Genomic DNA, 23,337 nt, shown 5'->3' on the forward strand with positions numbered 1-23,337 from the left:
TCGCTCGATTCGCGGGCTTACCCGCGATCCATACAGTCTTTCTTATATTTTTCGAAAAAAACTTTAACTATCGTTTATTCATTGGCGCTTCTACTCTTGCTTCACGCCACTCGACATGAGGAGACAGCCATGAGCCACCTGGACACCCGCCACGATCGTCAACTGGAAGCGCAACTGTGCGCATTCAATACGGCATTTGCCGAGCTGGGCCTGCGTTTTCGTTGGGATGCGCGCACGCTCTATTCGCTCGCGTCGATTGCCGGTGAACATGCGCGCGTCGCCGCCTATATCGAGACGAATCACCCGCATCTGCTGAAGGCGTACAGCATGGAATTTCTGTGCGAGGCGATCCTTGCCCGCAAGAACGCCCAGGCGCCCGGTGAATGGCCGCTCAGCGCGCCCGCTCCACGCGGTTCGCAGGAATGGGGCATGCCAGCCGCCATGGAGCAGGATTGGCGCGAAGGCGGCTTGCCCGCGCTTGCCGGCGCCTGATGCACACGCACGAACGTGCGAGCCCGATAAGAACGAAACCCGTCTGGATCGGCGCGCACTAGCGCGCCGATCCAGACGGGCTCGAGATTGAAGGACAACGAAGAGAAATCGCGCAGGCCTGCGCGCTCAGGCGTTGCCGCGCGCCTCGGCCTCTTCTTCCTGCAGCTTGCGCCACAGAATCTTGCCGCTGCCCGACTTCGGCAGCGCGTCCACGAACTGCACGATGCGCGGCGCCTTGTACGCGGCCATGTTGTCGTGCGCCCAGGCGATGATGTCGTCTTCGTTCACGCTGCCGACCTGTTTCGGATCGAGCACGACCACGGCTTTCACGGTCTCACCGCGGCGCGCGTCCTGCGCACCGATGATGCACACTTCGTTGATCGCCGGGTGCCGGTACATCAGCGCCTCGACCTCGGCCGGCCAGACCTTGTAGCCCGACGCGTTGATCATGCGCTTGAGGCGGTCGGTCATGAAGTAATAGCCTTCCTCGTCGCGCCGCACGAGGTCGCCCGTACGCAGGAAGCGCTTGCCGTCGCGTTCGATGAACGCTTCGCTCGTCGCCTTGGGGTTGCGCCAGTAGCCCTGCATTACCTGCGGCGCATGCATGATCAGTTCGCCCGACTCGCCTGGCGGCACCTCCTCCAGCGTGATCGGATCGATCACGCGCGAGTCGACGTCGAATACCGGAATGCCGAGACACTGCGGCTTGGGGCGCTGCGGCGGATTGATATGGGTGCCTGCCATGGTTTCCGACATGCCGTAGCCCTCGACGAAGTCGAGCCCGGTGAGATCCTTGAGCTTCTTCACCACCGCGTCGGGCATCGTCGCGCCGCCGCCGCGCATCCAGGCGAGGCTCGACAGGTCGTACTCGTGAATGCGGGGGTTCGAGATGAAGTCCACCACCATCGTCGAGATCGCCTGCCAGCCGTTGATGCGGTAATGCTCGATCGCACGCGCCGCGGCATCGCGATCCCAACGCGGCAGCAACACCACGGTCGAGCCGTTGTAGATCGGGCTGTTCATGCCGCCCTGCATGCCGGTTACGTGAAAGAGCGGCAGTACCGAAAGTTGTACGGCATCCTGATTACTTCCGAACCAGTTGCAGCCGCCCACGGCGGTCGCCATCACGCTGCGATGCGTGTGCATGCAGCCTTTGGGCTTGCCCGTCGTGCCCGAGGTGTAGGGCATCACGCAGAGGTCGTCGGGACCGGCGGTGAGTGCTCCGGGTACGCAGCGCGCCTCGAGCACGTCGGCCCAGTGCGCGACGCCCGGGCCGCTCACGGAGCGCGGCGCGCTCACGAATTCGGGCGGCGGCGAAAACGGCTCGCACTTCAGATAGTCGCTATACGTCGCAACGAGCAGGTGCTTGAGGCCCCCGCCCTCCTGGACGAGCGGCGCAACACGCGGGTAGAGATCCTGCGCGACGAAAGCCGTCGTCGCGCCACTGTCTTCCACGTAGTGCGCGAGTTCCTCGGTGAGGTTCATCGGGTTGACCGGCACGACCACGGCGTTGGCGCGCAGGATGCCGTAGTAAGCGATGACCCATTGCGGGCTGTTCTGCATGTAGAGCAGCACGCGGTCGCCGGCCTTCACGCCGCACTCCTGCTGCAGATAGCCGGCAATGCGCTCGGCCTCGTCCTTGAACTGCGCGAACGTAATGGGCGTGTCGTAGAAAACGATGAACGGCTTCTCGGGATAGCGCGCCGCCGAGACCTCTGCGTTATAGAAGAGGTTCGTTTGCGGAATGCTCAGATGCGGCGAAAGATGCGCGGGCCAATGCGGCGAGGCTGGCTGGGGCGATGCCGGCGAAGGTACGGAAAGCGTCGGGGCGGACGTGGACATGGCGGGCTCCGTCAGGCAAGACTTGTGAAGAACGCGGCCGCCAACTGCTCGCTGAGCGCTGGCGCCGCGTACCGCGCGGAATCAGACGATGCTCGAGCCGCCATCCACGGCGAGATACTGACCCGTCATATGCCGCGAGGCCTGGCTCGCGAGAAACACCACGGCGCCCTTGAGATCGTCGTCGTCGCCGAGACGGTGCAGCGGCGTGTGGTCGATCACCACCTGCCCCAGCTTGTCGAGCAGCCCGGCCGACATCTTCGAGGGAAAGAACCCCGGGCAGATCGCATTCACGTTGATGTTGTACTTGCCCCATTCGGCAGCCAGCGCACGCGTAAAGTTGATGGCCGCCGCCTTCGAGGTGTTGTACGCGATGGTCTGCATGGGCCCGAGCGACCCCTTCAGGCCCGCAATCGAAGCCACGTTGATGATCTTGCCACGCTGGCGCGGGATCATGCTGCGCTTGCCCACTTCGCGCGCGAGGAAGAACGGCGCGGTCACGTTCAGGTTCATGACCTTGTGCCACGCCTCGTCGGGATAATCCTCCGCGGGGGCGCCCCACGTGGCGCCCGCATTGTTCACGAGAATGTCGATCTGACCGCCGGCCGCCAGCGTCTCGTCGACGAGCGGCTTGACGGCCTCGGCGCGCTGCAGGTCGCTCACGATCGTGGTCGCCTTGATGCCGAGCGCCTGCAGATGGCTCTGCGCCTCACCCAGTTCGTCGGCCTTGCGCGCCGTGATCACCACGTGGCAGCCCATCTCGCCGAGCGCCTGCGCCATCTGCAAACCCAGCCCGCGCGAGCCGCCGGTGATGAGTGCGACCTGACCGCCCAGCTCGAACATTTCCCTGACCCGCATGCTTTCGTCTCCTTGATGTCTTGTGGACCGGCCGACGTTCCCGGATGGCGGAACGCGATGAGATGCCAACGATTCTAGCGAGGCCCGCTAGTCAGAAAAATAGGGAAAAGCACGACCGTTCATTAAACGGTATTTGTGCTGTTGCCACCGGCCGTATGCGGGTTGGGTAGGCTGAAAAAGCAAACATGCGGGGAGTTAATTGCGCGCGCAACCGTTGCAAGCGCGCGACAGCCCGCGTTTTCACCCCTTCACCAAGCGTCTATCATCGGCCCCCCGGCCAGCATCCACTGGCCGGCACACGAAAAATTCGGGCCCCGGCACCCCGGCGGTCCGACGGACTGACAACACGCAGCAGAAGAAAAGGATTTCACCGTGAGACACACCCAGATCGCATCCTCCGTCGGCGGCCTCGCCCTCGCACTGGCTTGCCAGCACAGCTTCGCGCAAAGCTCGGTCACGCTCTACGGAATCGTCGACACCAGCATCCGCTACCTGACGAACGCCAACGCGCACAACGACAACGAGCTGCAGATGACGCAAGGCCCGATCACCGGCAGCCGCTGGGGCCTGAAGGGCGCCGAGGATCTGGGCGGCGGCCTCTCGGCCGTGTTCCGCCTCGAGAACGGGTTCAACCTCTGGAACGGCCAACTGGCGAGCTCGAATACGCTGTTCAACCGGATGGCGTACGTGGGGCTGTCGAGCAACAAGTACGGTACGGTCACGATGGGCCGACAGAACACGCCCCTGTTCGACCAACTGGGCAACACCTTCGACCCGCTGACCGTTGGCAATTTCGACCAGGACGGCTGGCTGCCGGGCGCGCTCGGCTACGGTCTGCGTGAGAACAACTCGGTCAAGTACGACGGCAAGTTCGGCGGCCTCGAAGTCGAAGGCATGTACAGCTTCGGCGGCGTGGCGGGCAGCGTCGGCGCGAGCAACATGTACGGCTTCACGGCCACCTACGCAGCCGGTCCGGTCTCGCTGCTCGCGGGCTACCAGCAGAATAGCGACGCACACAACAACAAGTACCGCGTGGCCAACCTCGGCGCAGTCTATGCGCTCGGTCCGGTCCACCTGTACGGCGGCTGGCTGTGGGGCCAGGACAATACCGGCGTGGTCGACCAGTCCATGGCAGCCGCGAACTCGCCCGCGGCGATCAACTTCGTGACGCCCGTGACGAAAACCAACCGCATCGACAACGGTCTCTATGCCGGCGCAACGTGGCAGGTCAGCTCGCCGCTGCAGCTGACCGCAGCGTATTACTACGACCATGCAAAGAACGGCCTGAATGAAGACCGCGTGACGCTCAGCACCGGTGTGCGCTACTCGGCAGTACTGCTGGCCGAGTACTCGCTGTCCAAGCGCACCGAGGTGTATGGCACGATCGACTTCATGCGCGGCACCGGCTCGACAACGGCCGACTTCCCGGGTCGCAACAACCAGACCGGCGTCGCCGTCGGCTTTCGCAACATCTTCTAATAGCGGGTTGCCTCGCCGGGTCTGATCACCGGCACAACGGCGGCGCGGCGCTTCGAGCGCGGCGCCGCCGTTTTTCTTTGCGACGCGCCGGCGGCGCCGTCCACGCGATATCTATCATTCGTCCGATTCGAGCGGGTAAATGCCCGCTCGTTTGCATTCGTTCATGCGCATCGATTAACTCATTCGCGCATTGAGTTACCTTCATTTAAATTACATTTAAATTACGCATAAAACAAAAAGCTTTCGCCTTTACCCGAATTCCCCAGGGATTACTACGGGTTCCAGTCAAGATGCATGCAAATGTTTAATGCCGGGCGTACACTGCTGGCGCGTGGCCCATTGCGGGGGGGCCGCCCAAGCCACACAACCAGGCCACACAAGGCAATGCCGACACGTGCATGAGATCGCGCGAGGTGCACAAGCGCCCATCGCGATCGACAGGAGACATGGCATTGCCCCCAGTATCAAAGGAGAACAATCAACATGAGCTGGACGCGTGAACAGAAGAACGTCACGATCGCGGCGTACCTGGGATGGACGCTCGATGCATTCGATTTCTTTCTGATGGTTTTCGTTCTGAAAGACATCGCCACCGAATTCAACACCAAAATCCCGGCAGTGGCATTTGCCATTACGCTGACACTGGCCATGCGCCCGCTCGGCGCGCTGATATTCGGCCGCCTCGCCGACAAATACGGCCGCCGTCCCACGCTGATGATCAACATCGCGTGCTACTCGATACTCGAACTGCTCACGGGCTTCTCGCCCAACCTCACGACCTTCATCGTCCTGCGCGGGCTCTTCGGCGTCGCTATGGGCGGCGAATGGGGCGTGGGCTCGGCGCTCACTATGGAAACCATTCCGCCCAAGTCGCGCGGCATCATTTCCGGGCTGCTGCAGGCGGGCTACCCGAGCGGCTATCTGCTCGCCTCGATCGTGTTCGGCGTGCTGTATCAGTACATCGGCTGGCGTGGCATGTTCTTCGTCGGCGTGCTGCCCGCGCTGCTCGTGGTCTATGTGCGTATGCACGTACCCGAGTCGCCGGCTTTCAAGGAGATGGAAAAGCGCGCGCGTCCGAGCCTGCTCACCACGCTCAAGCACAACTGGAAGCTTTCCCTGTACGCCATCGTGCTGATGACGGCGTTCAACTTCTTCTCGCACGGCACGCAGGATCTGTATCCGACCTTCCTGCGCGAACAGCATCACTTCGATCCGCACACGGTTTCGATCATCACCATCGTGCTCAATATCGGCGCGATCGTGGGTGGCCTCTTCTTCGGCCGGATTTCCGAAAGTATCGGCCGACGCAAGGCAATCTTCATCGCCGCGCTGATCGCGCTGCCGGTGCTGCCGCTGTGGGCATTCTCGCAAGGGCCGGTGCTGCTCGCGCTCGGCGCGTTCCTCATGCAGATTTCGGTGCAGGGCGCCTGGGGCGTGATCCCGGTTCACCTCAACGAAATTTCGCCTGACGAAGTGCGCGCGACCTTCCCGGGCCTCGTCTATCAGCTCGGTAACCTGTTCGCTTCGGTGAACGCCACGCTGCAGGCGTCGCTCGCCGAAACGCACAACCAGGACTACTCGATGGCCATGGCGATCGTCGCCGGCACGGTCGCCATCGTGATCGCGGTGCTGATCCCGTTCAGCCGCGAACGTCGAGGCATCGACATGACGCAGACCGCGAAAGAGGTGTCGGGCGTCTGACGTGCCGCACGCGGCCGCCCCGTAACGCCGCACCGCAGCACCACGATGAAAGGCCGTGCCGGGTTCGCCCGCACGGCCTTTTTTGCTGGTTTTGGCGATGGTCGAGCCGCCCGCGCCCGCACACCGGGTAAGACCTCCTGGCCGCACGGCGCGTGGCGTTGCATGATGAAAGGCACTCGGTTGCCCTACCGTCCGGAGATCCATCATGAGCGAAACGCCCCAGCCCGATCCGGCGAGCCCCGTGGCAGCTTCCGCACCTCAGGCGGCCACACCTCAGGCGGCCGATCCCAACACCGACGGCATCTGGTACGCCTCGTACCCTCCCGGCGTGCCGCGCGAAATCGCCGCGAGCCAGTACGCCTCGCTCACCCATTTCTTCGACGACTGCACGGCGCGCTTCGGCGAGCGCGTCGCCTACGTGAGCGCCGGCTCGCCGATGACCTACGCCGCACTCGCCCGCAGGGCCACGGCGTTCGCGTCCTGGCTGCAAGGCGCGGGCGTGCAGCCGGGCGAGCGCGTCGCGATCATGCTGCCCAACACCTTGCAGTATCCGGTTGCCCTCTTCGGCGCGCTCAAGGCCGGCGCCGTGATCGTCAACGTCAACCCGCTCTACACCGTGCGCGAGCTCGAGCATCAGTTGCAGGACAGCGGCGCGCAGACCATCGTCGTGTTCGAGAACTTCGCCGCCACGCTCGAAGCGGCGCTGCCCGGCACGCAGGTGCAACGCATCGTCGTGACGGCGCTCGGCGACTTGCTGGGCGAAGGGCTGAACCTCAAGGGCCGCTTCGTCAACATCATGCTGCGCCACGTGAAGAAGATGGTGCCGCCCTACCACCTGCCGCGTGCGGTGCGCCTGCTCGATGCGCTCGCGCAAGGCGCGCGCGCCCCGCACGCGCCGGTGGCGACCCATGCCGACGATCTCGCGTTCCTCCAGTACACGGGCGGCACCACGGGTGTCGCGAAGGGCGCGATGCTCACGCACGGCAACGTGCTCGCGAACGTGCAGCAGGCAAAGGCGTGGATTGGCAACCAGTTCGACGCCAACGCCGAGACGGTGCTTACGCCCTTGCCGCTCTATCACATCTATTCGCTCACCATCAATGCGCTGATCTTCCTCGCACTCGGCGGACGCAACATCCTGATCGCCAATCCGCGCGACATGAAGCGCATGATGAAGGTACTGGAGCACGAGACGTTCAGTTGCATCAGCGCGGTCAACACGCTCTATAGCGCACTGCTCGACAACGCGGCGTTCCGCCAGCGCGACTTCTCGGGCCTCAAACTCGCGATGGCGGGCGGCATGGCCATGCAGAAGGCCGTCGCCGACCGGTTCCGGGCCGTCACGGGCAAGCCCGTCGTGGAAGGCTACGGTCTCACCGAATGCTCGCCGATCGTTTCGATGAATCCCGTCGATATCGCGCATGCAGAGGGCGACGAGGCGCATCCGGAAGGCTCGATCGGGCTGCCCGCGCCGTCCACGCAGGTGCGCTTTCGCAGGGACGACGGCACGTGGGCCGGCATCGGCGAAGCCGGCGAGCTCTGTGTCAAGGGTCCGCAAGTGATGAAAGGCTACTGGAATCGCCCGGACGAAACGGCGAAGGTATTCGCCGATGGATGGCTCACGACCGGCGACATCGGCGTGATGGATGCGCGCGGCTATATCCGCCTCGTCGACCGCAAGAAGGACATGATTCTCGTGTCGGGCTTCAACGTGTATCCGAACGAGATCGAGGACGTGGTGGCGATGCACCCCGGCGTGCGCGAGGTGGCGGCGATCGGCGTGCCCGATCCGGTGCAGGGCGAGCGCGTGAAGGTGTTCATCGTGAAGCGCGATCCCGCGCTCACGGAGGCCGCGCTGATCCAGTTCTGCCGTCAGCAGCTCACGGGCTACAAGGTGCCGCGCATCGTGGAGTTCCGTGAGTCCCTGCCGCAGTCGACCATCGGCAAGATCCTGCGCCGCCAGCTGCGCGACGAGGAAATCGCGAAAGCGGCGAAGAAGCCGCCGACGTGAGATGTCGATGCGCGATCGCCAAGGTTGCCTAAGCGAAGTCGCGCAGCGTCACCCCGCGCGCGCTGGCGAGCCGCGCGAGCACGAAACGGTCCGAGGGACGCAACGCGCCAGTCAAGGCCGCACCGGGCTCGAGCCGCGTTGCAATGCGTGCGTGCCACAGGGTGCCGATGTCGCTAGCGGCCGTGTCGGCGCAGCCGTCGCCGATGGCCCACGCAACGCATCCCGCGCGCGCCGCGGCGCGTGCGAGCACGCGGCCCTGGGCGAGCGCCGGATCGTACACCGCAACACCACGCGCATACGCTGCACCCGCGCGAGGCGCGCGTTCGCCAAACGCAACGCTGAGCGGATGCGCCTGCCATGCCGCGCCTAGCGCCACGGCACCGGCATCGCAGAGAAAAGCCCGCCTGTCCATCGAGTCCTCCGTGCGCCTTTCAACGAATCCTACCCGCCAATCGATACGCAGTCTTGATTAAATCGATCACGTATAGCCGCGCTCCGCACGCCACGCCTCGGGCCAGATGCCCTGCTTGCCCGGTGAGAGCACGCCTTGTGGATCGAGTGCGTCTTTCACGGTTTGCGCGAGGCGCAACAGCGCGCCGTCGTTGAAGGCGTACTGCGCCGCGGCGTAATCCATGTAGAGCAAATGCGAACGGTAGACGCCGTAGCCGGCCGCGCCCGCGTCGCTCATCAGCGCGCGTAGAAGGTCCCCCGCGCGCGCAGCATCGTCACGGCGCTCACGCGCGAAGATCGCGGCGAATACGTGATGCAGATAGCGCCCCGCCGCCGTGAAACCGCCGTAGTAATCGAAACCGTACTCGGCCGCGCGCGCCTTGACGAGCGCGTACTGACGCAGCGCGTCGCGGCCGTCGGCGGGACACAGCGGCGAGAAGTCCACGTGCGCGCCGTCACCGCCGCGCCAGTCGAGCATGCGAAACGCGCTCATCGCGGGAATGCCGGCGAGATTGCGGTCAGCGCCGCCCTGCGGTTCGTCGCCTTCGGCATAGCGCCGCGCCGAGAAACGCACACCCGGCACGCCGGCAAACGCACGCTCGACGATGCGCCGCTCCACGTCGATCACCTCGGGCTCGCCATAGAGCGCGTAATGCAGATTCCAGCGGCCCACGTTCAGATCGCGCTGCATCGCGGCGACGGCGGACTCGGGCATCGCGCCCTCGCCTTCGTACCAACGGGCACGCGGCGCGAGGCTCGCGGCGCGGCGGATCGCGCCTTCGATCGCCGCGTGCTGGCGTATCGTGCCGCCGAGTTGCAGCGCGCGCAGCGTATCGACAAGCACGCCGAGATCGTCCTCGCGCGCGAACTGGATCTCGCCGATCACGAACGCCTGCGGCGCCGGCATGAGCCAGAGCCCCATCTTCGTGACGACGCCGTAGTTCGACTGCGTAAAGAGTGCATCGAACGAGGGCCCATAGCCCGGCCGGTAGAGTTGCCACGCCGTGCCGTTGGCGATCGCGCCCATGCCGGTGCGCACCACGTCGCCGTTGGCGAGCACGACCTCCATGCCACACTGCGACGCGGCGTGGTCGCCGTAGGCGGTCGTACCGAAGCCGCGCTCGAGCGTGTTGCCGACCACGCTGCCCCAGCCCGCCGCGGGCGGATCGACCCACAGGCGCAGATGCTGCTCGCGCAGATGCGCGTGCAAATCGAAGTAGCTCACGCCCGGCTCGACGCGCGCCCATGCAAGGCGCTCGTCCACCTCGAGGATGCGGTTCAGGCGCTGCAGGTCGAGCACGACCGAGCCCGCCAGACGCGGCGCGGCGCCGCCGTAGGCGAAGTTGCGCCCCGTGGACACGGTCCACAGCGGCACGCGCGTTTCGTTCGCGACGCGCAGGATCGCGCGGATCTCTTCGACACTCGCGGGGAGGATCGCAGCGGAAGGGGCGAAGGCGTGCGCATCGGCGAGCGGCACGAACGGATCGAAATACGGATCGAGCGCTGCGCCGCCGCGGCAGACGTTCGGCGCGCCCACGATGCCTTCGAACGCAGCGAGCGCACGCGCGAAACGGGCCGCGTCGATGCGGGGAGGCAAGGTGGGCGCGGGATGGCGCGCGGCGTCGCTCATGGGCCCGCTCCGCCGGCGTCGCGCATCACCACTGCCCGGGCTTGCCGCCCAGCGCGCCGCACACGTCGAGCGCGATCTCGCGCAGCTTGGGTTCTGTCTGCGGACCGGAGAGCGCGTAGCCCGTGCGTTCGGTGCTCCAGTAAAACGTGCGGCGGTTGCCATCGCGCAGAAGGCGCACGGGGTCCCTATCCCTTGCCGAACTGCCCACGTAGAGCGTGAGGCGCTCGCCCGCATCGTTCTCGTACATGAATTGCGCAGCCGGCCCCGTGTTGCCGGGCAAGAGACGCCCGCCCACGAGCGTGTAACCGTATTCGGCCAGCGACGGCACCGAGAGCGGCTTGCCGAGCCGCTTGGAGAGCCACGCGACGAGGTGTGCCTCGTCGGCCGCGCCCACTTCCACGGGATGCCGCTGCTCCGGCGAATACACCGCGTAGGCGATGTCGGCGCGGCGCGCGAACGCCTCGGGCGTTTCGCTGCGCACGGCCGCCGGCGCCGAGACGGCCGCCAGTTCTGGAGCCAGGCCCGGCGCGAGGCGCGGCACGAGCGCGGTGGCCGCCACCGCGAGCCCCGCACCCACCGCCACCCACGACGCCGCGATGCCGGCGCGCCACCACCACGGCACGCCCGGACGCAGAATGAGCACGGCGGGCGCACTGTCTGCCTTTTCGGCGGCGCCGGGCGCTGCATCCTCGCCCGACACGCGCGCGCCTTCGCACAACGCCTGCAGCGCGGCCTTCTGAGCGCGCCAGGCCGCGACGCGTGCCGCCGCGCGCGGGTCGTCCGCGAGGCGCCCCTGCAGCGCCTCGCTCTCGCCCGCCGGCAGTTCGCCGTCGACGAAAGCGCCCAGCATCGTGAGGTCCTCTTCAGGCGAAGCAGGCGGCACGCCTTCGCCGTCGCGTCCGTGGCCGAGATCGTTGTCGTTCATCGTAGCGTCCCCACCACCCTGAGCGGCGCGGTGCGTTGCGACGGATCGCGCCCCGGGTCCTGCACCGGCCCCGTATCGAGCAACGCTCGCAGATGCTCGCGCGCCCGCGACAGGCGTGACATCACCGTGCCGGCCGGCACCCCGAGCACCGCCGCCGCCTCGCTGTAGCTCAACTCCTCGACGCACACGAGCAGCAGCACCTCGCGCTGCGCCGCCGGCAACGCATAGAGCGCGCGCTGCAGATCGCGCAGCACGAGGCCGTCCACCTCGCCGTGCGGCGCCTCGAGCGTGCGCCACGGCGCGGCTTCGTCGTCGACGGCGATCTCGCGCCGGCCGCGCAACTGATCGATGTACAGATGCCGCAGGATCGTGAGCAGCCACGCGCGCAGATTGCTCTGCGGGCGAAACGAAGTCCAGCGCGAGAGCGCACGTTCCGCGGCGTCCTGCACGAGGTCGTCAGCCCAGGCGGCGTCGCCGGTCAAGGCGCGCGCATAGCGGCGCATGGGCCCGAGCTGAGCCACGACCTGCGCTTCGAACTCCGGCGACGGATGACGCAACACGCCGCACGCCGCTCAGTAACCACCGCCCGACGAGCCGCCCGAACTGCTCGACGACGCCCCGCCTGTATTCATGTCGCTGCAAGCCGTGAGGCCGGCACCCGCGACGCCTGCCAGCGCCGCACAAACGAGACACGCGAGAACTTTGCGAAACCGCTCCATGACCACCTCCATTGAGTTCATCGCCGATATCGCGTTAAACGTTGCAAGCGGTGCGCTTATTCCGCGCAAGCGGTGATTTCGCCTTGCGTGTGCCGCCGCACGGAACGAAGCCCCCGGGCACCGCGAGAATCGTCGCAAGCGGATCGAAATCCATCGTGTAAGCGCGGGCCCGGCCTCGAATCGGTCGAGCATGGCCTGCCGTCATGGACTACGCTGTGTGAATGAGTTCATGCGCGTCGAAAGGTCGCGCGGGTCTGACAACCCGCGGGCGTATCGTCGGCAGGCCTCTTTCCGAAAACCGCTGTCGCTGCCCATCGCAACCTGTCATCCGGACGCGCCGCTTGCCGGCAGCCGACGACGAGGGACGCAGCGATACATTTTTCGTCAATCTGCGGTCGCGGCCGCGAGCCGGTATAGTTCTGCAGTAAGCTTACTTTCCCGCACGCGCGCTTCGCCGACACAAGGTAGAATCGCGGCGAGCAAACGTTTCCAACTGATTGCGGCATTGCGCCGCCTGGCCAAATCTAGTCCATGCCTTCCGCAGAATCGCACCCGCAAAACGACTTCATGAACGCCGCGCGTAAGGAAAGAAAGCGCGTCGAAATCTATCTGGTCAACGGCATTCGCCTGACCGGATGCATCGAGTCGTTCGATCAGTACCTGGTGATGCTGCGCACGCCCGTCGGCCTGCAAGGCATTTACAAGCGCGCCATTTCGACCATCCAGCTCGACACCGGCACCCGTCCGGGTCCGCGCCCCGGCGGCGCTCGCAGCTCGCACGGCGAGCATACGAGCCGCGGCCCGCACGGCAGTCACGGCGGCCATGGCCCGCGTGAACAACGAGAACCGCGCGAGCCGCGCGAGAGCTGGTCGGCGCCGTCCGGCGCGCCATCGGGCGCATCGAGTGCGCCCGGCAATGACCGTGGCTCGCAGGACGGCCCAGTCGTCGTGACGCGCCGCCGTCGCCTCTACGGCGCGGTGAACAACGGCGGTAACGGCGGCGAAGGCTCGGGCAACAGCTAAGCCGCTGATGGCTGGCGCACCTGCTGCACGGTACGCCGACCACGCCGACATTTCAGTACAGTACGGGCGCGCCTTGGCGCGCCCGCTTGTTTGCGCGCGCAGTTTCGTACAACTGCGGTGCAGTCGCGTTCAGTTTCGTCCCGTGTCTTCTGAAGCGCTCTGGCAGCCGTGGCTCACGGTCACGATTCTGGCTTTGCGTTATTCTGGGGCTGACGCATATCGCCACGGAGGCCGCCATGAGCGCATCCAAGCCGAAAGCCCCGCAACCCTCGCAGGAAGACCCGCTGGACGAAGCGCTCGACGAGACCTTCCCCGCGAGCGATCCGATCGCCGTCGATCCCTCGCCGACCGGCTCTCAACCGAAGCCCGGCTCTCAACCGAAGCCCCATTCCGCAGACGAAACCCACAAGGGCCGCGACACGCATCGCCACGGCAAGCACTGAGCGCGCCCTGAACGATCGCACCATGAAGAAAGGCGGAGCGCCCACGACGCTCCGCCTTTTGCGTGTCGCATCGGCGTGTCTTGCTCAACCGGTGGCACGACCCGGCGCCTGGCGAGCATCCTGGCCACACCGCATACCGGCGATCAGCGGATCGGCAGACCGCCTTCCACTTGTTGCTGCAGCTCACGCACCTGACGCTGAACCGTACGCAGTTCCGCCTGGGCAGCCGTCTTCTGCGCCTGCAATGCGTTCGCCTGATCGCGGCCCTGCTTCTGCCGGTCCGCGACGAGCGCCTGTTGCTCGCGCGCGATGGCCAGATCCGCCTGGAGCCGGTTCGCGTGGTCCTGCGTGAGGGCGATCATGCGGTCCGTGAACGCCTTCTGCGCTTCGAGGCGCGTGCGGCGGATTTCCACTTCGGCGAGTTGCCCCGACTTCACCGCGAAGTCGCGATAGATCGCTTCAGCGCGCGTCTCGTCGCTCGTCTTGATCACGCGCCAGAACGTCTTGTTCTGGAACAGCGTGACGTAGTACGTCATTTCCTTGCCGTAAAACAGCAAGCTCGCGCCATACGAGCCGTTGTAGGTCGTGCGTAGCTCGGCGAGATCCGAGCCTCGCAGCATCTGCTGCAACTCGGCGACGTTGCCCGCGGCGTTCTGCTTCGCTTCATCCGGCGTTAGCACGCCTGGCTGGCTCGCTGCCAAAGGCAGCGCAGGGGTCGCGGCCTGCTCGTCCTGCACTGCGGGTGCGGCGGTGGTCTGTGCTACGGGCGCCGCTGCTGCATTCGCTGCTGCTGAATTGTCAGGCGGCGTCTGTGCGCAGCCCGTACCGATTCCCCCGATTAATACCAGCGCCGCCAAGGCGGTGCGACGAACTCTCCACTTGTAGTCCATGTAGTACCTGCTTTGAACAGTTCTAATTTTTACAAATCGGCACAATTATTACTCACTTTCACATGTTTCGGGCCCCTCGTAGAAAATTTGCCGATTACGTATCTTTTCCCACAACACCTGGCAAGAAATTCCTGGAAATTGCGCGGTGTCCTTGCATCGCCCGCCGTTTTGGTCCAGCGCGGCGAGAGGCCGACCAAACTAGAGTGCCTTCTCTCAAACGCGCGCGATGCTTTCCAGTATCCTGCCCTGACCTTGCGGCGTGCCAGGCGCGACGCAGGGTCGGCATCGACACGACAAACAACATCAGTGGAGGAAGACATGAACCGAGTCATCGGACGCGCGGCGCGCCATGTCGCGCTTGCGAGTGCCCTGCTGTGCGGCGCCCTCGCCGCACACGCTCAAACCGACACGCCCGTCGGCGTCTGGCAGACCATCGACGATCACACCGGCCAGCCGAAAGCGCTCGTGCAGATCAGCGCCGACGCCAACGGCGATCTGAGCGGCAAGGTCATCAAGGGACTGGGCGCGAATGACCAGCCCGACCGGCGCTGCACGGCCTGCACCGACTCGCGCAAGGATCAGCCGATCCTCGGCATGACGATCATCGACAGCATGAAGAAGACCGGCGAGGGTTATGACGGCGGCCACATTCTCGACCCTGAGAACGGCAAGCTGTACCGCTGCAAGATGCATACGGAAGACGGCGGCCAGAAACTCGTCGTGCGCGGCTATATGGGCATTTCGCTGCTCGGCCGCTCGCAGACGTGGGTGCGTCAGCAGTAAGTGGATGCGTGAGCGGATCGACCTGAGGACCGGTGCGCAAACCGGCAAGGGGACCTGAGAGACGAAACCGGCCGGAGCGCGCGCAAGCGCCGCTTCGGCCGGACCTCGTCAGCGCCAGGATTACGCCGTGTGACGATACACGGAGCGATAGTGGAAAGGCTGCGATTGCGCGGAGGCGCTCGCCACCGGCACGAACGGCGAATTGCGCGGCGTGTTGCGCGCCGCTTCCTGCCTGCGCGCCGCTTTTTCCGCACGGCTCGCGTGCTTGCGCATGCGCGTTTCGATGGTGCCGCACAACCTCACGCCGTCTTCGCCGAACAGCTCGCCCATCACGCGCTTGAGCGCGCCGTTGTAGTGCCAGGTCTTGAAGCGGCGATGGCAGGTTTGATACGAAGGGTAGCGGCGCGGCATGGCCGACCAGTTCGCACCGCTATACATGACCCACAGCACGCCGTTGAGCACCGAGCGCGTATTGGCGAGCGGCCGGCCGCGCAACTCGGTGCGCGGGCGCAGTTCGGGCAGGAGCAGCATCACGCGCTGCCATTCTTCGTCGGTGATATCGCGATGCGGGGTCATGGAAGGTCCTTTGTCAGAGGGTGTGCTGACAAACGATATCCACTCGCCCCCGTCGCCCATATCAGACGAGTCCGAATCTTGAAAATGGTGCCGCCGCGCTATTTTGAGACTGGCTCGGCACCGGCGTGGCGCCAGCTCGACATGGGTGTGTCGCCGCAGATGCGCCCACAGCTCGCAGGTGCGGCGCGGACGCCGTACGCTCAGGTCAGGGCCGTATCGACGATGCGGCGCGGCGTTTCGAGATATTCCTTCGACTGCATTTCGACGATGCGCGACACCGTGCGCGTGAACTCGTTGGCCATCGGGCCTTCCACGTAGAGTTCCTCGGGCGGCACCGCGGCCGACATCAGCAGCTTGACCTTGTGGTCGTAGAACACGTCGATGAGCCAGGTGAAGCGGCGTGCTTCGGACTGCATACGAGGCGTCATTTGCGGCACGTCGGAGAGGATCACGGCGTGAAAGCGGCTCGCCAGCTCCAGATAGTCGTTCTGCGAGCGCGGACCGCCGCACAGCGTCGCGAAATCGAACCACACCACGCCGTCCGCCTTGCGCAGCGCCTTCAGTTCGCGCTTTTCGATGCGCAGCAGCGGGCTTTCGTCGGGGACGGCGGCCAGCTCCGCGAACGAGTGGCGCAACGCCTTGTCGGCGGCGGCGCCGAGCGGCGTGTGATAGACCTCGACCTGCGCGAGCGTGCGCTGGCGATAGTCGATGCCCGCATCGACGTTGAGCACGTCGAGCTTGCTCTTGATCAGCTCGATCGCAGGCAGCATGCGGTCGCGATGCAGGCCATCGGGATAGAGCAGATCGGGATCGTAGTTGGACGTCATCACGAACTGCACGCCGTTCTCGAAGAGACGGTCGAGCAGACGGTAGAGGATCATCGCGTCGGCGATGTCCGAGACGTGGAATTCATCGAAGCAGATCAGGCGATAACGCCTTGCAATGCGGCGCGCGAGTTCGTCGAGCGGATCGGCCTGGCCCTTGAGCTCTTCGAGCTCGCGGTGCACCTCGCGCATGAATTCGTGAAAGTGCAGACGCGTCTTGCGCTGCAGCGGCACGACCGCATAGAAGCTGTCCATCAGGAAACTCTTGCCGCGCCCGACCCCGCCCCACATGTACACGCCGCGCGGCAGGTCCGGGTGAATGAGAAACTTCTTGAAGGCGTTCGAACGTCGCGACTTGTAGGCGACCCACTCGTCGTAGCACCGCTGCAGCCGGTCGATCGCGACGCGTTGCGCCGTATCGGGCTTGTATCCCCGCTTCTGCAGTTCGTTTTCGTAGTATTCGGTGACGTTCATTTTCCGGGCCGCAAATGAGGAAAGGCGGGAGAGCAAAAGCCCACCCGCCTCCGTACGTAATGCTGGGTACTGCGGGGCAGCGCGGCCAGAAAAGTCGGCCGCCCTGCCCTTCGCGCTTACATGTTGAGCGCGCGCTTGTCAGTGGCGAGTGCAGCTTCGCGCATGACTTCGGACAGCGACGGGTGCGGATGGCAGATGCGGCCGATGTCTTCGGCGGCAGCCTTGAATTCCATCGCCACCACGGCTTCCGCGATCAGGTCCGATGCGTTGGCCGAGATGATGTGCACGCCGAGCAGCTCGTCGGTCCTGGCGTCGGCGATCATCTTCACGAAGCCGTCCGCCTTGTTGATGCCCAGTGCGCGGCCGTTCGCCATGAACGGGAACTGGCCCGTCTTGATGTCGCGGCCTTCTGCCTTGAGCTGCTGCTCCGTCTTGCCGACCCATGCGATTTCCGGCTCGGTGTAGATCACCCACGGAATGCAGTTGTAGTCGATGTGCGGCTTCTGGCCGTCGATGATCTCGGCCACCAGCACGCCTTCGTCTTCGGCCTTGTGCGCGAGCATCGGGCCACGCACCACGTCGCCGATCGCGTACACGTTCGGCACCGACGTTGCGCAGTGGTCGTTCACGTCGATGAAGCCACGCTCGTTGGCCTTCAGGCCGATCGCTTCGAGACCGAGGTTGTCGGTGTTCGGCACGCGGCCAACCGACACGATCAGGCGGTCGGCTTCGAGCTTCTGCGCGTTGCCGTCCTTGTCCGTGTAGTTGATCGTGACGCTCTTGTCGGTCGTCGTCACTTCGCCGACCTTCACGCCGACGTGAATGTCGAGACCCTGCTTCTTGAAGAGCTTCGCCGCTTCCTTCGCGAGCGCCTGGTCAGTCGCGCCGAGGAATTCCGGCAGCGCTTCGAGGATCGTGACGTCGGCACCGAGACGGCGCCACACCGAACCCAGCTCCAGACCGATCACGCCTGCGCCGATCACGGCCAGCTTCTTCGGCACGCTGTCGAACGTGAGCGCGCCTTCGTTGTCGGAGATGATCTTGTTGTCGACCGGAATGCCCGGCAGATGGCGCGCCTTCGAGCCCGTCGCGATGATCACGTTCTTCGCCGTGACGACTTCGGTTTCGCCTTCGCCGCTCACTTCGATCTGCACGCCGGCTTCGTTCTTGCCGGTGAACTTGCCGTGGCCCTTGAGCCACGTGATCTTGTTCTTGCGGAACAGGAACTCGATACCCTTCGTCATCTTCTCGACGATGCTTTCCTTGCGGGCGATCATCTTCGCGACGTCGATCTTCACGTCGCCCACGCTGATGCCGTGGTCGACGAGGTGATGCTGGGCGTTTTCGAACTCTTCCGACGAGGCGAGCAGCGCCTTCGACGGAATGCAGCCGACGTTCAGGCAGGTGCCGCCGAGCTTCAGCGCGCCGGCCGGGTTCTTCCACTTTTCGATACACGCAACCGATTTGCCGAGCTGCGCGGCGCGGATCGCCGCGATATAGCCGCCGGGGCCGGCGCCGATCACGACGACGTCAAATTCTTTGGACATGACTATCCTTTGGATGGCGAGCCAGCGCGGCCGCGTTTCGCGGCGCGCGTGGCTTCAATACTGCGGAAATGCGAGAGACTTGCTGCCTAAGTTGACATCGCGACGGCGGCGCCCGGTTTCAAGCCGCACGCTGCCGTCGCGCGTCATGCAATTACAGGTCGAGCAGCAGACGAGCCGGATCTTCCAGCGCGTCCTTCATCGCGACCAGCGACAGGACGGCTTCGCGGCCGTCGATGATGCGGTGGTCGTACGACATCGCGAGGTAGTTCATCGGACGGATCACGATCTGGCCGTTCTCCACCACGGCGCGTTCCTTCGTCGCGTGCACGCCGAGGATCGCCGACTGCGGCGGGTTGATGATCGGGGTCGAGAGCATCGAGCCGAACACGCCGCCGTTCGAGATCGAGAACGTACCACCCGTCATTTCCTCGATCGAAAGCTTGCCGTCCTTGGCCTTCTGGCCGAATTCGGCGATCTTCTTCTCGATGTCGGCGAGGCTCATCTGGTCTGCGTTGCGCAGGATGGGCACCACCAGACCGCGCGGCGAGCCGACCGCGATACCGATGTCGAAGTAGCCGTGGTAGACGATGTCGTTGCCGTCGATCGAGGCGTTGACGAGCGGGAACTTCTTGAGGGCGTGCACCGCAGCCTTCACGAAGAACGACATGAAGCCGAGCTTCACGCCGTGTTCCTTCTCGAACTTGTCCTTGTACTTGTTGCGCAGATCCATGACCGGCGCCATGTTCACTTCGTTGAACGTCGTGAGGATGGCGTTGGTTTGCTGCGACTCGAGCAGACGCTCGGCGATACGCGCGCGCAGACGCGACATCGGCACGCGCTGTTCCGGACGGTCGTTGAGCCAGCTCGCAGCCGATGCCGGCGCGTTGACTTGCGGCAGCGACGGCTTGGCGGCAGCCGGCTTCGCAGCCGGTGCGGCGGCGGGAGCGGCCTTCGGCGCGCCTGCGCCCAGCACGTCCTGCTTCGTGATGCGGCCGTCGCGGCCCGTGCCGGCGACGTCGCCGCCCGACAGACCCTTCTCGGCCATCAGCTTGTTCGCTGCAGGCGAGGCGATCGTGCTGCTCGCAGTCGTTGCGGCGGCAGCGGCAGCCGGTGCAGCGGCAGGAGCCGCGGCGGCAGCCGGAGCAGCAGCGGCTGCGGGAGCCGCAACGGCGCCAGCCTTGGCTTCCGTGTCGATCTTTGCGATCACCTGTTCGCTGGTGACGGTAGCGCCGTCGCCGATGAGGATCTCGGCCAGCACGCCGGCAGCCGGCGCGGGCACTTCGAGCACGACCTTGTCGGTTTCGATCTCGATGACAACTTCGTCCTGGGCGATAGCTTCGCCCGGCTTCTTCTTCCACTGCAGCATCGTGCCTTCCGACACCGACTCCGAAAACTGCGGGACTTTGACTTCTACGATAGCCATGTGATTTTCCTGAATACGTATCTGGGTACGAACCGGGTCGCGCACTTGAGCGCGGGAAAGCGCGCGTCGTTCAGCACGCCTTCCCGGTTCGATTTGCTCTAGTGCTTACTTCGCGACCTGCGCGCCCTTCAGGCGGCCGAATGCACCTTCGATCAGCGCCTTCTGCTGCTCGTAGTGCTTCGCGTAGTAGCCAACAGCCGGCGATGCGGAAGCAGGACGGCCGCTGTACGCGAGCTTCATGCCTTCCTTCATGCCTTCCTTCAGGTGGTGCTCGATGTAGAACCACGGGCCCTGATTCTGCGGCTCGTCCTGCACCCAGACCACTTCGGTCGCGTTGTCGTACTTCTTCAGCTCGGCTTCGAACTGCTTGTGAGCAAACGGATAGAGCTGTTCGATACGGATGATCGCGACGTCGTTCGCCTTCGATTCGCGGCGGTGCGCGACGAGGTCGAAGTACACGCGGCCCGAGCAGGCGACCACGCGCTTGACCTTCTTCGCGTCGATGGCTTCGTCCACTTCGCCGATGACCGGCTGGAACGAGCCCTTCGCGAGTTCGGACAGGTCCGACACGGCTTCCTTGTGACGCAGCAGCGACTTCGGCGTGAAGATGATGAGCGGCTTGCGGAACAGGCGGATCATCTGGCGGCGCAGCACGTGGAAGATCTGGGCCGGCGTGGTCGGCTGGACGACCTGCATGTTGTGCTCGGCGCACAGCTGCAGGAAACGCTCGATACGCGCCGACGAGTGCTCCGGACCCTGACCTTCGTAGCCGTGCGGCAGCAGCATCGTGAGACCCGAAACGCGGCCCCACTTCACTTCGCCCGACGAGATGAACTGGTCGATCACGACCTGCGCACCGTTGACGAAGTCGCCGAACTGGCCTTCCCACGCGACGAGCGTGTTCGGCTCGGCGGTCGAGTAGCCGTATTCGAAGCCCAGCACTGCCTCTTCCGAGAGCACCGAGTCGATCACCGTGAACTGCGCCTGGTTCTCGCCGATGTTCTGCAGCGGCACGTACGTGCCGTCGTCCCAGCGCTCGCGGTTCTGGTCGTGCAGAACGGCGTGGCGGTGCGTGAACGTGCCGCGGCCCGAGTCCTGGCCCGTCAGGCGAACGGCGTAGCCCGAAGCGACCAGCGACGCGAACGCGAGGTGCTCGCCCATGCCCCAGTCGAGCTTCGCTTCGCCCTTGCCCATCGCGCGGCGGTCGTTGATGACGCGCTCGACCAGCGGGTGAACCTTGAAGTTCTCGGGGACCGTGGTGATGCGCTCGGCCAGACGCTTGAGTTCGGCGAGCGGCACGGCCGTGTCGGCAGCGTCGGTCCACTTGCGGTTCAGGAACGGCACCCAGTCCACCGCGTACTTGCTCTTGTAGTTCGAGAGCACGGGGTCGACCGTGTGGTGGCCTTCGTCCATCGCGGCGCGGTAGGCCTTGACGTAGTTGTCTGCGTCTTCGGCCGTGATCACGCCCTGCTGCACGAGCTTTTCGGCGTAAAGCGCACGGGTGCCCGGGTGCTTCGCGATCGTCTTGTACATGAGCGGCTGCGTGACCGCCGGGGTGTCCTGCTCGTTGTGGCCGAGCTTACGGAAGCAGATGATGTCGACCACGACATCCTTGTGGAACTGCGTGCGGAAATCGACCGCGAGCTGGATCGCCAGCACGACCGCTTCCGGATCGTCGCCGTTCACGTGCAGCACCGGCGCTTCGATCATCTTGACCACGTCGGTACAGTAGAGCGTCGAACGCGCGTCGCGCGGGTCCGAGGTCGTGAAGCCGATCTGGTTGTTGATGACGATGTGCAGCGTGCCGTGCGTGCCGTAACCGCGCGTTTGCGCGAGGTTCAGCGTTTCCATCACGACGCCCTGGCCTGCGAAGGCCGCGTCGCCGTGGATCTGCACCGGCAGCACCTGCAGGCCGTCTGCATCGCCGCGGCGATCCATACGGGCCTTCGCCGAACCCTCGACCACCGGGTTGACGATTTCGAGGTGCGACGGGTTGAACGCGAGCGACAGATGGACCGGACCGCCTTCGGTCGCGACGTCCGACGAGAAGCCCTTGTGGTACTTCACGTCGCCTGCCGGCAGGTCGTCGACGTGCTTGCCTTCGAATTCGGCGAACAGGTCAGCCGGCATCTTGCCGAGCGTATTGACCAGCACGTTCAGACGGCCGCGGTGAGCCATGCCGATGACGATTTCCTGCACGCCCTTCGCACCCGCGTGACGAACGACTTCGTCCATCGCGGCGATGAAGGACTCGCCGCCTTCGAGCGAGAAGCGCTTCTGGCCGACGTACTTGGTGTGCAGGAAGCGCTCGAGGCCTTCGGAGGCCGTCAGGCGCTGCAGGATGTGCTTCTTTTTTTCAGCCGTGAAGCTGGGCGTCGAGCGGATCGACTCGAGACGCTCCTTCCACCAGCGCTTCTGTTCAGGATCGCTGATGTACATGTACTCGGCGCCGATCGTACCGCAGTACGTATCGCGCAGCGCCTTGACGATCTCGCGCAGCGTCGCGCGCTCGAAGCCGAAGTACAGGTTCGTGGCGCTGAACGTCTGGTCCATGTCGGCTTCGGTGAAGTCGTAGAACGCAGGCTCGAGTTCGGGGATGTTCGGACGTTCGCGACGCTTGAGCGGATCGAGATTGGCCCATTGCGAGCCGAGGAATCGATAAGCGCCAATCAGGGACTGAACGTAGACTTGCTTGCGTGCCGTGGCGAGATCTTCGCCGCCGCCGCGCGGAACAAATGCATTGGCCTTCGCGCGTTGAGCGAAGGATTCGACGATCGGCCCGTGGGCGATGTCGTTGTCTGCCGTGCCACTCGACGACGGCACGTTTTGCAGTGCGTCGAAGTACTCACGCCAGTTGTCCGGAACGGACGCAGGGTTATCAAGATATGCTTCGTATAGCTCTTCGACATACGGAGCATTGCCGCCGAACAAATAGGAGTTCAGCTGGAATTGCTTCATCGTTTCCGACATTTACGCTCACCTTTCTTCGAGTTTCTCGAGAAATAGCGGGTTACTCAACCTTCCGCGCCACGGCCTGACCGTTTAGCGGATTGCGAATCAAGTCTGCTTGGAAGGACCTAAATCATGCATCCGCGGAGTATAGCGCATATGCGCATCTCGCCACAGGATGCAATGCGACCGAACACCACGCGGGAACCCTGTTTACACGGGCCCTTGCGGCATTCGCAACGCACTCTTCCCGCACCGCAATGCAATCCCCGCCAGACGCAAAAAAGCCGCCCGTAAAGCG

General features: G+C 64.8%; 20 protein-coding genes and 1 pseudogene. 7 read left to right on the forward strand and 14 right to left on the reverse strand.

Features of this window, described 5'->3' with window-relative positions; all coding sequences use genetic code 11:
- Positions 1–129: 129 nt before the first annotated feature.
- The gene (locus AB4Y40_RS03290) at positions 130–492 is read left to right on the forward strand and encodes a hypothetical protein (protein ID WP_368686423.1); all 363 of its coding nucleotides are present in this window, start codon (positions 130–132) and stop codon (positions 490–492) included.
- Positions 493–618: 126 nt separating this feature from the next.
- Here the strand turns inward: AB4Y40_RS03290 and AB4Y40_RS03295 are convergent, their stop codons facing one another.
- Positions 619–2,334 (reverse strand): long-chain fatty acid--CoA ligase, encoded by a 1,716-nt coding sequence (locus tag AB4Y40_RS03295; RefSeq protein WP_368686424.1) that lies wholly within the window; start codon positions 2,332–2,334, stop codon positions 619–621.
- Between the two features lie 81 nt (positions 2,335–2,415).
- Entirely contained in the window at positions 2,416–3,189 is a 774-nt protein-coding gene (locus tag AB4Y40_RS03300) for an SDR family oxidoreductase (RefSeq protein ID WP_342920633.1), read from the reverse strand.
- A 372-nt stretch (positions 3,190–3,561) separates the two neighbouring features.
- Here AB4Y40_RS03300 and AB4Y40_RS03305 point away from each other — a divergent pair, with 372 nt between their 5' ends.
- The 3 genes from AB4Y40_RS03305 (at position 3,562) to AB4Y40_RS03315 (ending at position 8,380) form a co-directional block, all read left to right on the forward strand.
- The gene (locus AB4Y40_RS03305; RefSeq protein WP_368686425.1) at positions 3,562–4,668 is read left to right on the forward strand and encodes a porin; all 1,107 of its coding nucleotides are present in this window, start codon (positions 3,562–3,564) and stop codon (positions 4,666–4,668) included.
- Between the two features lie 483 nt (positions 4,669–5,151).
- Positions 5,152–6,369 (forward strand): MFS transporter, encoded by a 1,218-nt coding sequence (locus tag AB4Y40_RS03310; protein WP_368686426.1) that lies wholly within the window; start codon positions 5,152–5,154, stop codon positions 6,367–6,369.
- Positions 6,370–6,574: 205 nt separating this feature from the next.
- Complete coding sequence (locus AB4Y40_RS03315) at positions 6,575–8,380, forward strand: AMP-binding protein (protein WP_368686427.1); 1,806 nt, start codon at positions 6,575–6,577, stop codon at positions 8,378–8,380.
- A gap of 28 nt (positions 8,381–8,408) precedes the next feature.
- On the opposite strand, the gene AB4Y40_RS03320 is transcribed toward AB4Y40_RS03315, so the two are convergent.
- From AB4Y40_RS03320 to AB4Y40_RS03340, 5 genes are all read right to left on the reverse strand, one after another.
- Positions 8,409–8,792 (reverse strand): hypothetical protein, encoded by a 384-nt coding sequence (locus tag AB4Y40_RS03320; RefSeq protein ID WP_368686428.1) that lies wholly within the window; start codon positions 8,790–8,792, stop codon positions 8,409–8,411.
- Between the two features lie 66 nt (positions 8,793–8,858).
- On the reverse strand, positions 8,859–10,460 hold the full coding sequence (locus AB4Y40_RS03325) for an FAD-binding protein (protein ID WP_368686429.1): 1,602 nt from the start codon (positions 10,458–10,460) through the stop codon (positions 8,859–8,861).
- Positions 10,461–10,485: 25 nt separating this feature from the next.
- Positions 10,486–11,310, reverse strand: a complete 825-nt coding sequence (locus tag AB4Y40_RS03330) for an anti-sigma factor (RefSeq protein ID WP_368686710.1) — start codon at positions 11,308–11,310, stop codon at positions 10,486–10,488.
- A gap of 71 nt (positions 11,311–11,381) precedes the next feature.
- Positions 11,382–11,888 (reverse strand): RNA polymerase sigma factor, encoded by a 507-nt coding sequence (locus AB4Y40_RS03335; protein WP_368686711.1) that lies wholly within the window; start codon positions 11,886–11,888, stop codon positions 11,382–11,384.
- A gap of 69 nt (positions 11,889–11,957) precedes the next feature.
- A complete protein-coding gene (locus AB4Y40_RS03340) occupies positions 11,958–12,125 on the reverse strand; it encodes a hypothetical protein (protein WP_368686430.1) in 168 nt (55 codons plus the stop codon).
- A gap of 510 nt (positions 12,126–12,635) precedes the next feature.
- Here AB4Y40_RS03340 and hfq point away from each other — a divergent pair.
- Together hfq and AB4Y40_RS03350 are read left to right on the forward strand one after the other, a co-directional pair.
- Entirely contained in the window at positions 12,636–13,127 is a 492-nt protein-coding gene (hfq, locus tag AB4Y40_RS03345; RefSeq protein WP_368686431.1) for an RNA chaperone Hfq, read from the forward strand.
- A gap of 236 nt (positions 13,128–13,363) precedes the next feature.
- The gene (locus AB4Y40_RS03350; protein ID WP_368686432.1) at positions 13,364–13,570 is read left to right on the forward strand and encodes a hypothetical protein; all 207 of its coding nucleotides are present in this window, start codon (positions 13,364–13,366) and stop codon (positions 13,568–13,570) included.
- A gap of 143 nt (positions 13,571–13,713) precedes the next feature.
- Here the strand turns inward: AB4Y40_RS03350 and AB4Y40_RS03355 are convergent, their stop codons facing one another.
- Together AB4Y40_RS03355 and AB4Y40_RS03360 are read right to left on the reverse strand one after the other, a co-directional pair.
- The gene (locus tag AB4Y40_RS03355) at positions 13,714–14,460 is read right to left on the reverse strand and encodes a DUF2968 domain-containing protein (RefSeq protein WP_368686433.1); all 747 of its coding nucleotides are present in this window, start codon (positions 14,458–14,460) and stop codon (positions 13,714–13,716) included.
- Between the two features lie 48 nt (positions 14,461–14,508).
- Positions 14,509–14,652 (reverse strand): annotated as a pseudogene (locus AB4Y40_RS03360) (sigma-54-dependent Fis family transcriptional regulator); the annotation flags it as partial.
- A 126-nt stretch (positions 14,653–14,778) separates the two neighbouring features.
- Between AB4Y40_RS03360 and AB4Y40_RS03365 the strand changes: the two are divergent.
- On the forward strand, positions 14,779–15,243 hold the full coding sequence (locus AB4Y40_RS03365; RefSeq protein ID WP_342920643.1) for a DUF2147 domain-containing protein: 465 nt from the start codon (positions 14,779–14,781) through the stop codon (positions 15,241–15,243).
- 120 nt (positions 15,244–15,363) lie between these two features.
- Here AB4Y40_RS03365 and AB4Y40_RS03370 read toward each other — a convergent pair whose 3' ends face one another.
- The 5 genes from AB4Y40_RS03370 to AB4Y40_RS03390 form a co-directional block, all read right to left on the reverse strand.
- The gene (locus tag AB4Y40_RS03370; protein WP_368686434.1) at positions 15,364–15,819 is read right to left on the reverse strand and encodes a transposase; all 456 of its coding nucleotides are present in this window, start codon (positions 15,817–15,819) and stop codon (positions 15,364–15,366) included.
- Between the two features lie 200 nt (positions 15,820–16,019).
- On the reverse strand, positions 16,020–17,117 hold the full coding sequence (zapE, locus tag AB4Y40_RS03375) for a cell division protein ZapE (protein WP_368686435.1): 1,098 nt from the start codon (positions 17,115–17,117) through the stop codon (positions 16,020–16,022).
- A gap of 116 nt (positions 17,118–17,233) precedes the next feature.
- Complete coding sequence (lpdA, locus tag AB4Y40_RS03380) at positions 17,234–18,664, reverse strand: dihydrolipoyl dehydrogenase (RefSeq protein ID WP_368686436.1); 1,431 nt, start codon at positions 18,662–18,664, stop codon at positions 17,234–17,236.
- 151 nt (positions 18,665–18,815) lie between these two features.
- A complete protein-coding gene (gene odhB / locus AB4Y40_RS03385; RefSeq protein ID WP_342920646.1) occupies positions 18,816–20,087 on the reverse strand; it encodes a 2-oxoglutarate dehydrogenase complex dihydrolipoyllysine-residue succinyltransferase in 1,272 nt (423 codons plus the stop codon).
- Positions 20,088–20,192: 105 nt separating this feature from the next.
- On the reverse strand, positions 20,193–23,057 hold the full coding sequence (locus AB4Y40_RS03390; RefSeq protein ID WP_368686437.1) for a 2-oxoglutarate dehydrogenase E1 component: 2,865 nt from the start codon (positions 23,055–23,057) through the stop codon (positions 20,193–20,195).
- Positions 23,058–23,337 lie beyond the last annotated feature (280 nt).

It is taken from the genome of Paraburkholderia sp. EG287B, from assembly GCF_040965595.1.
Classification (GTDB): Bacteria; Pseudomonadota; Gammaproteobacteria; order Burkholderiales; family Burkholderiaceae; genus Paraburkholderia.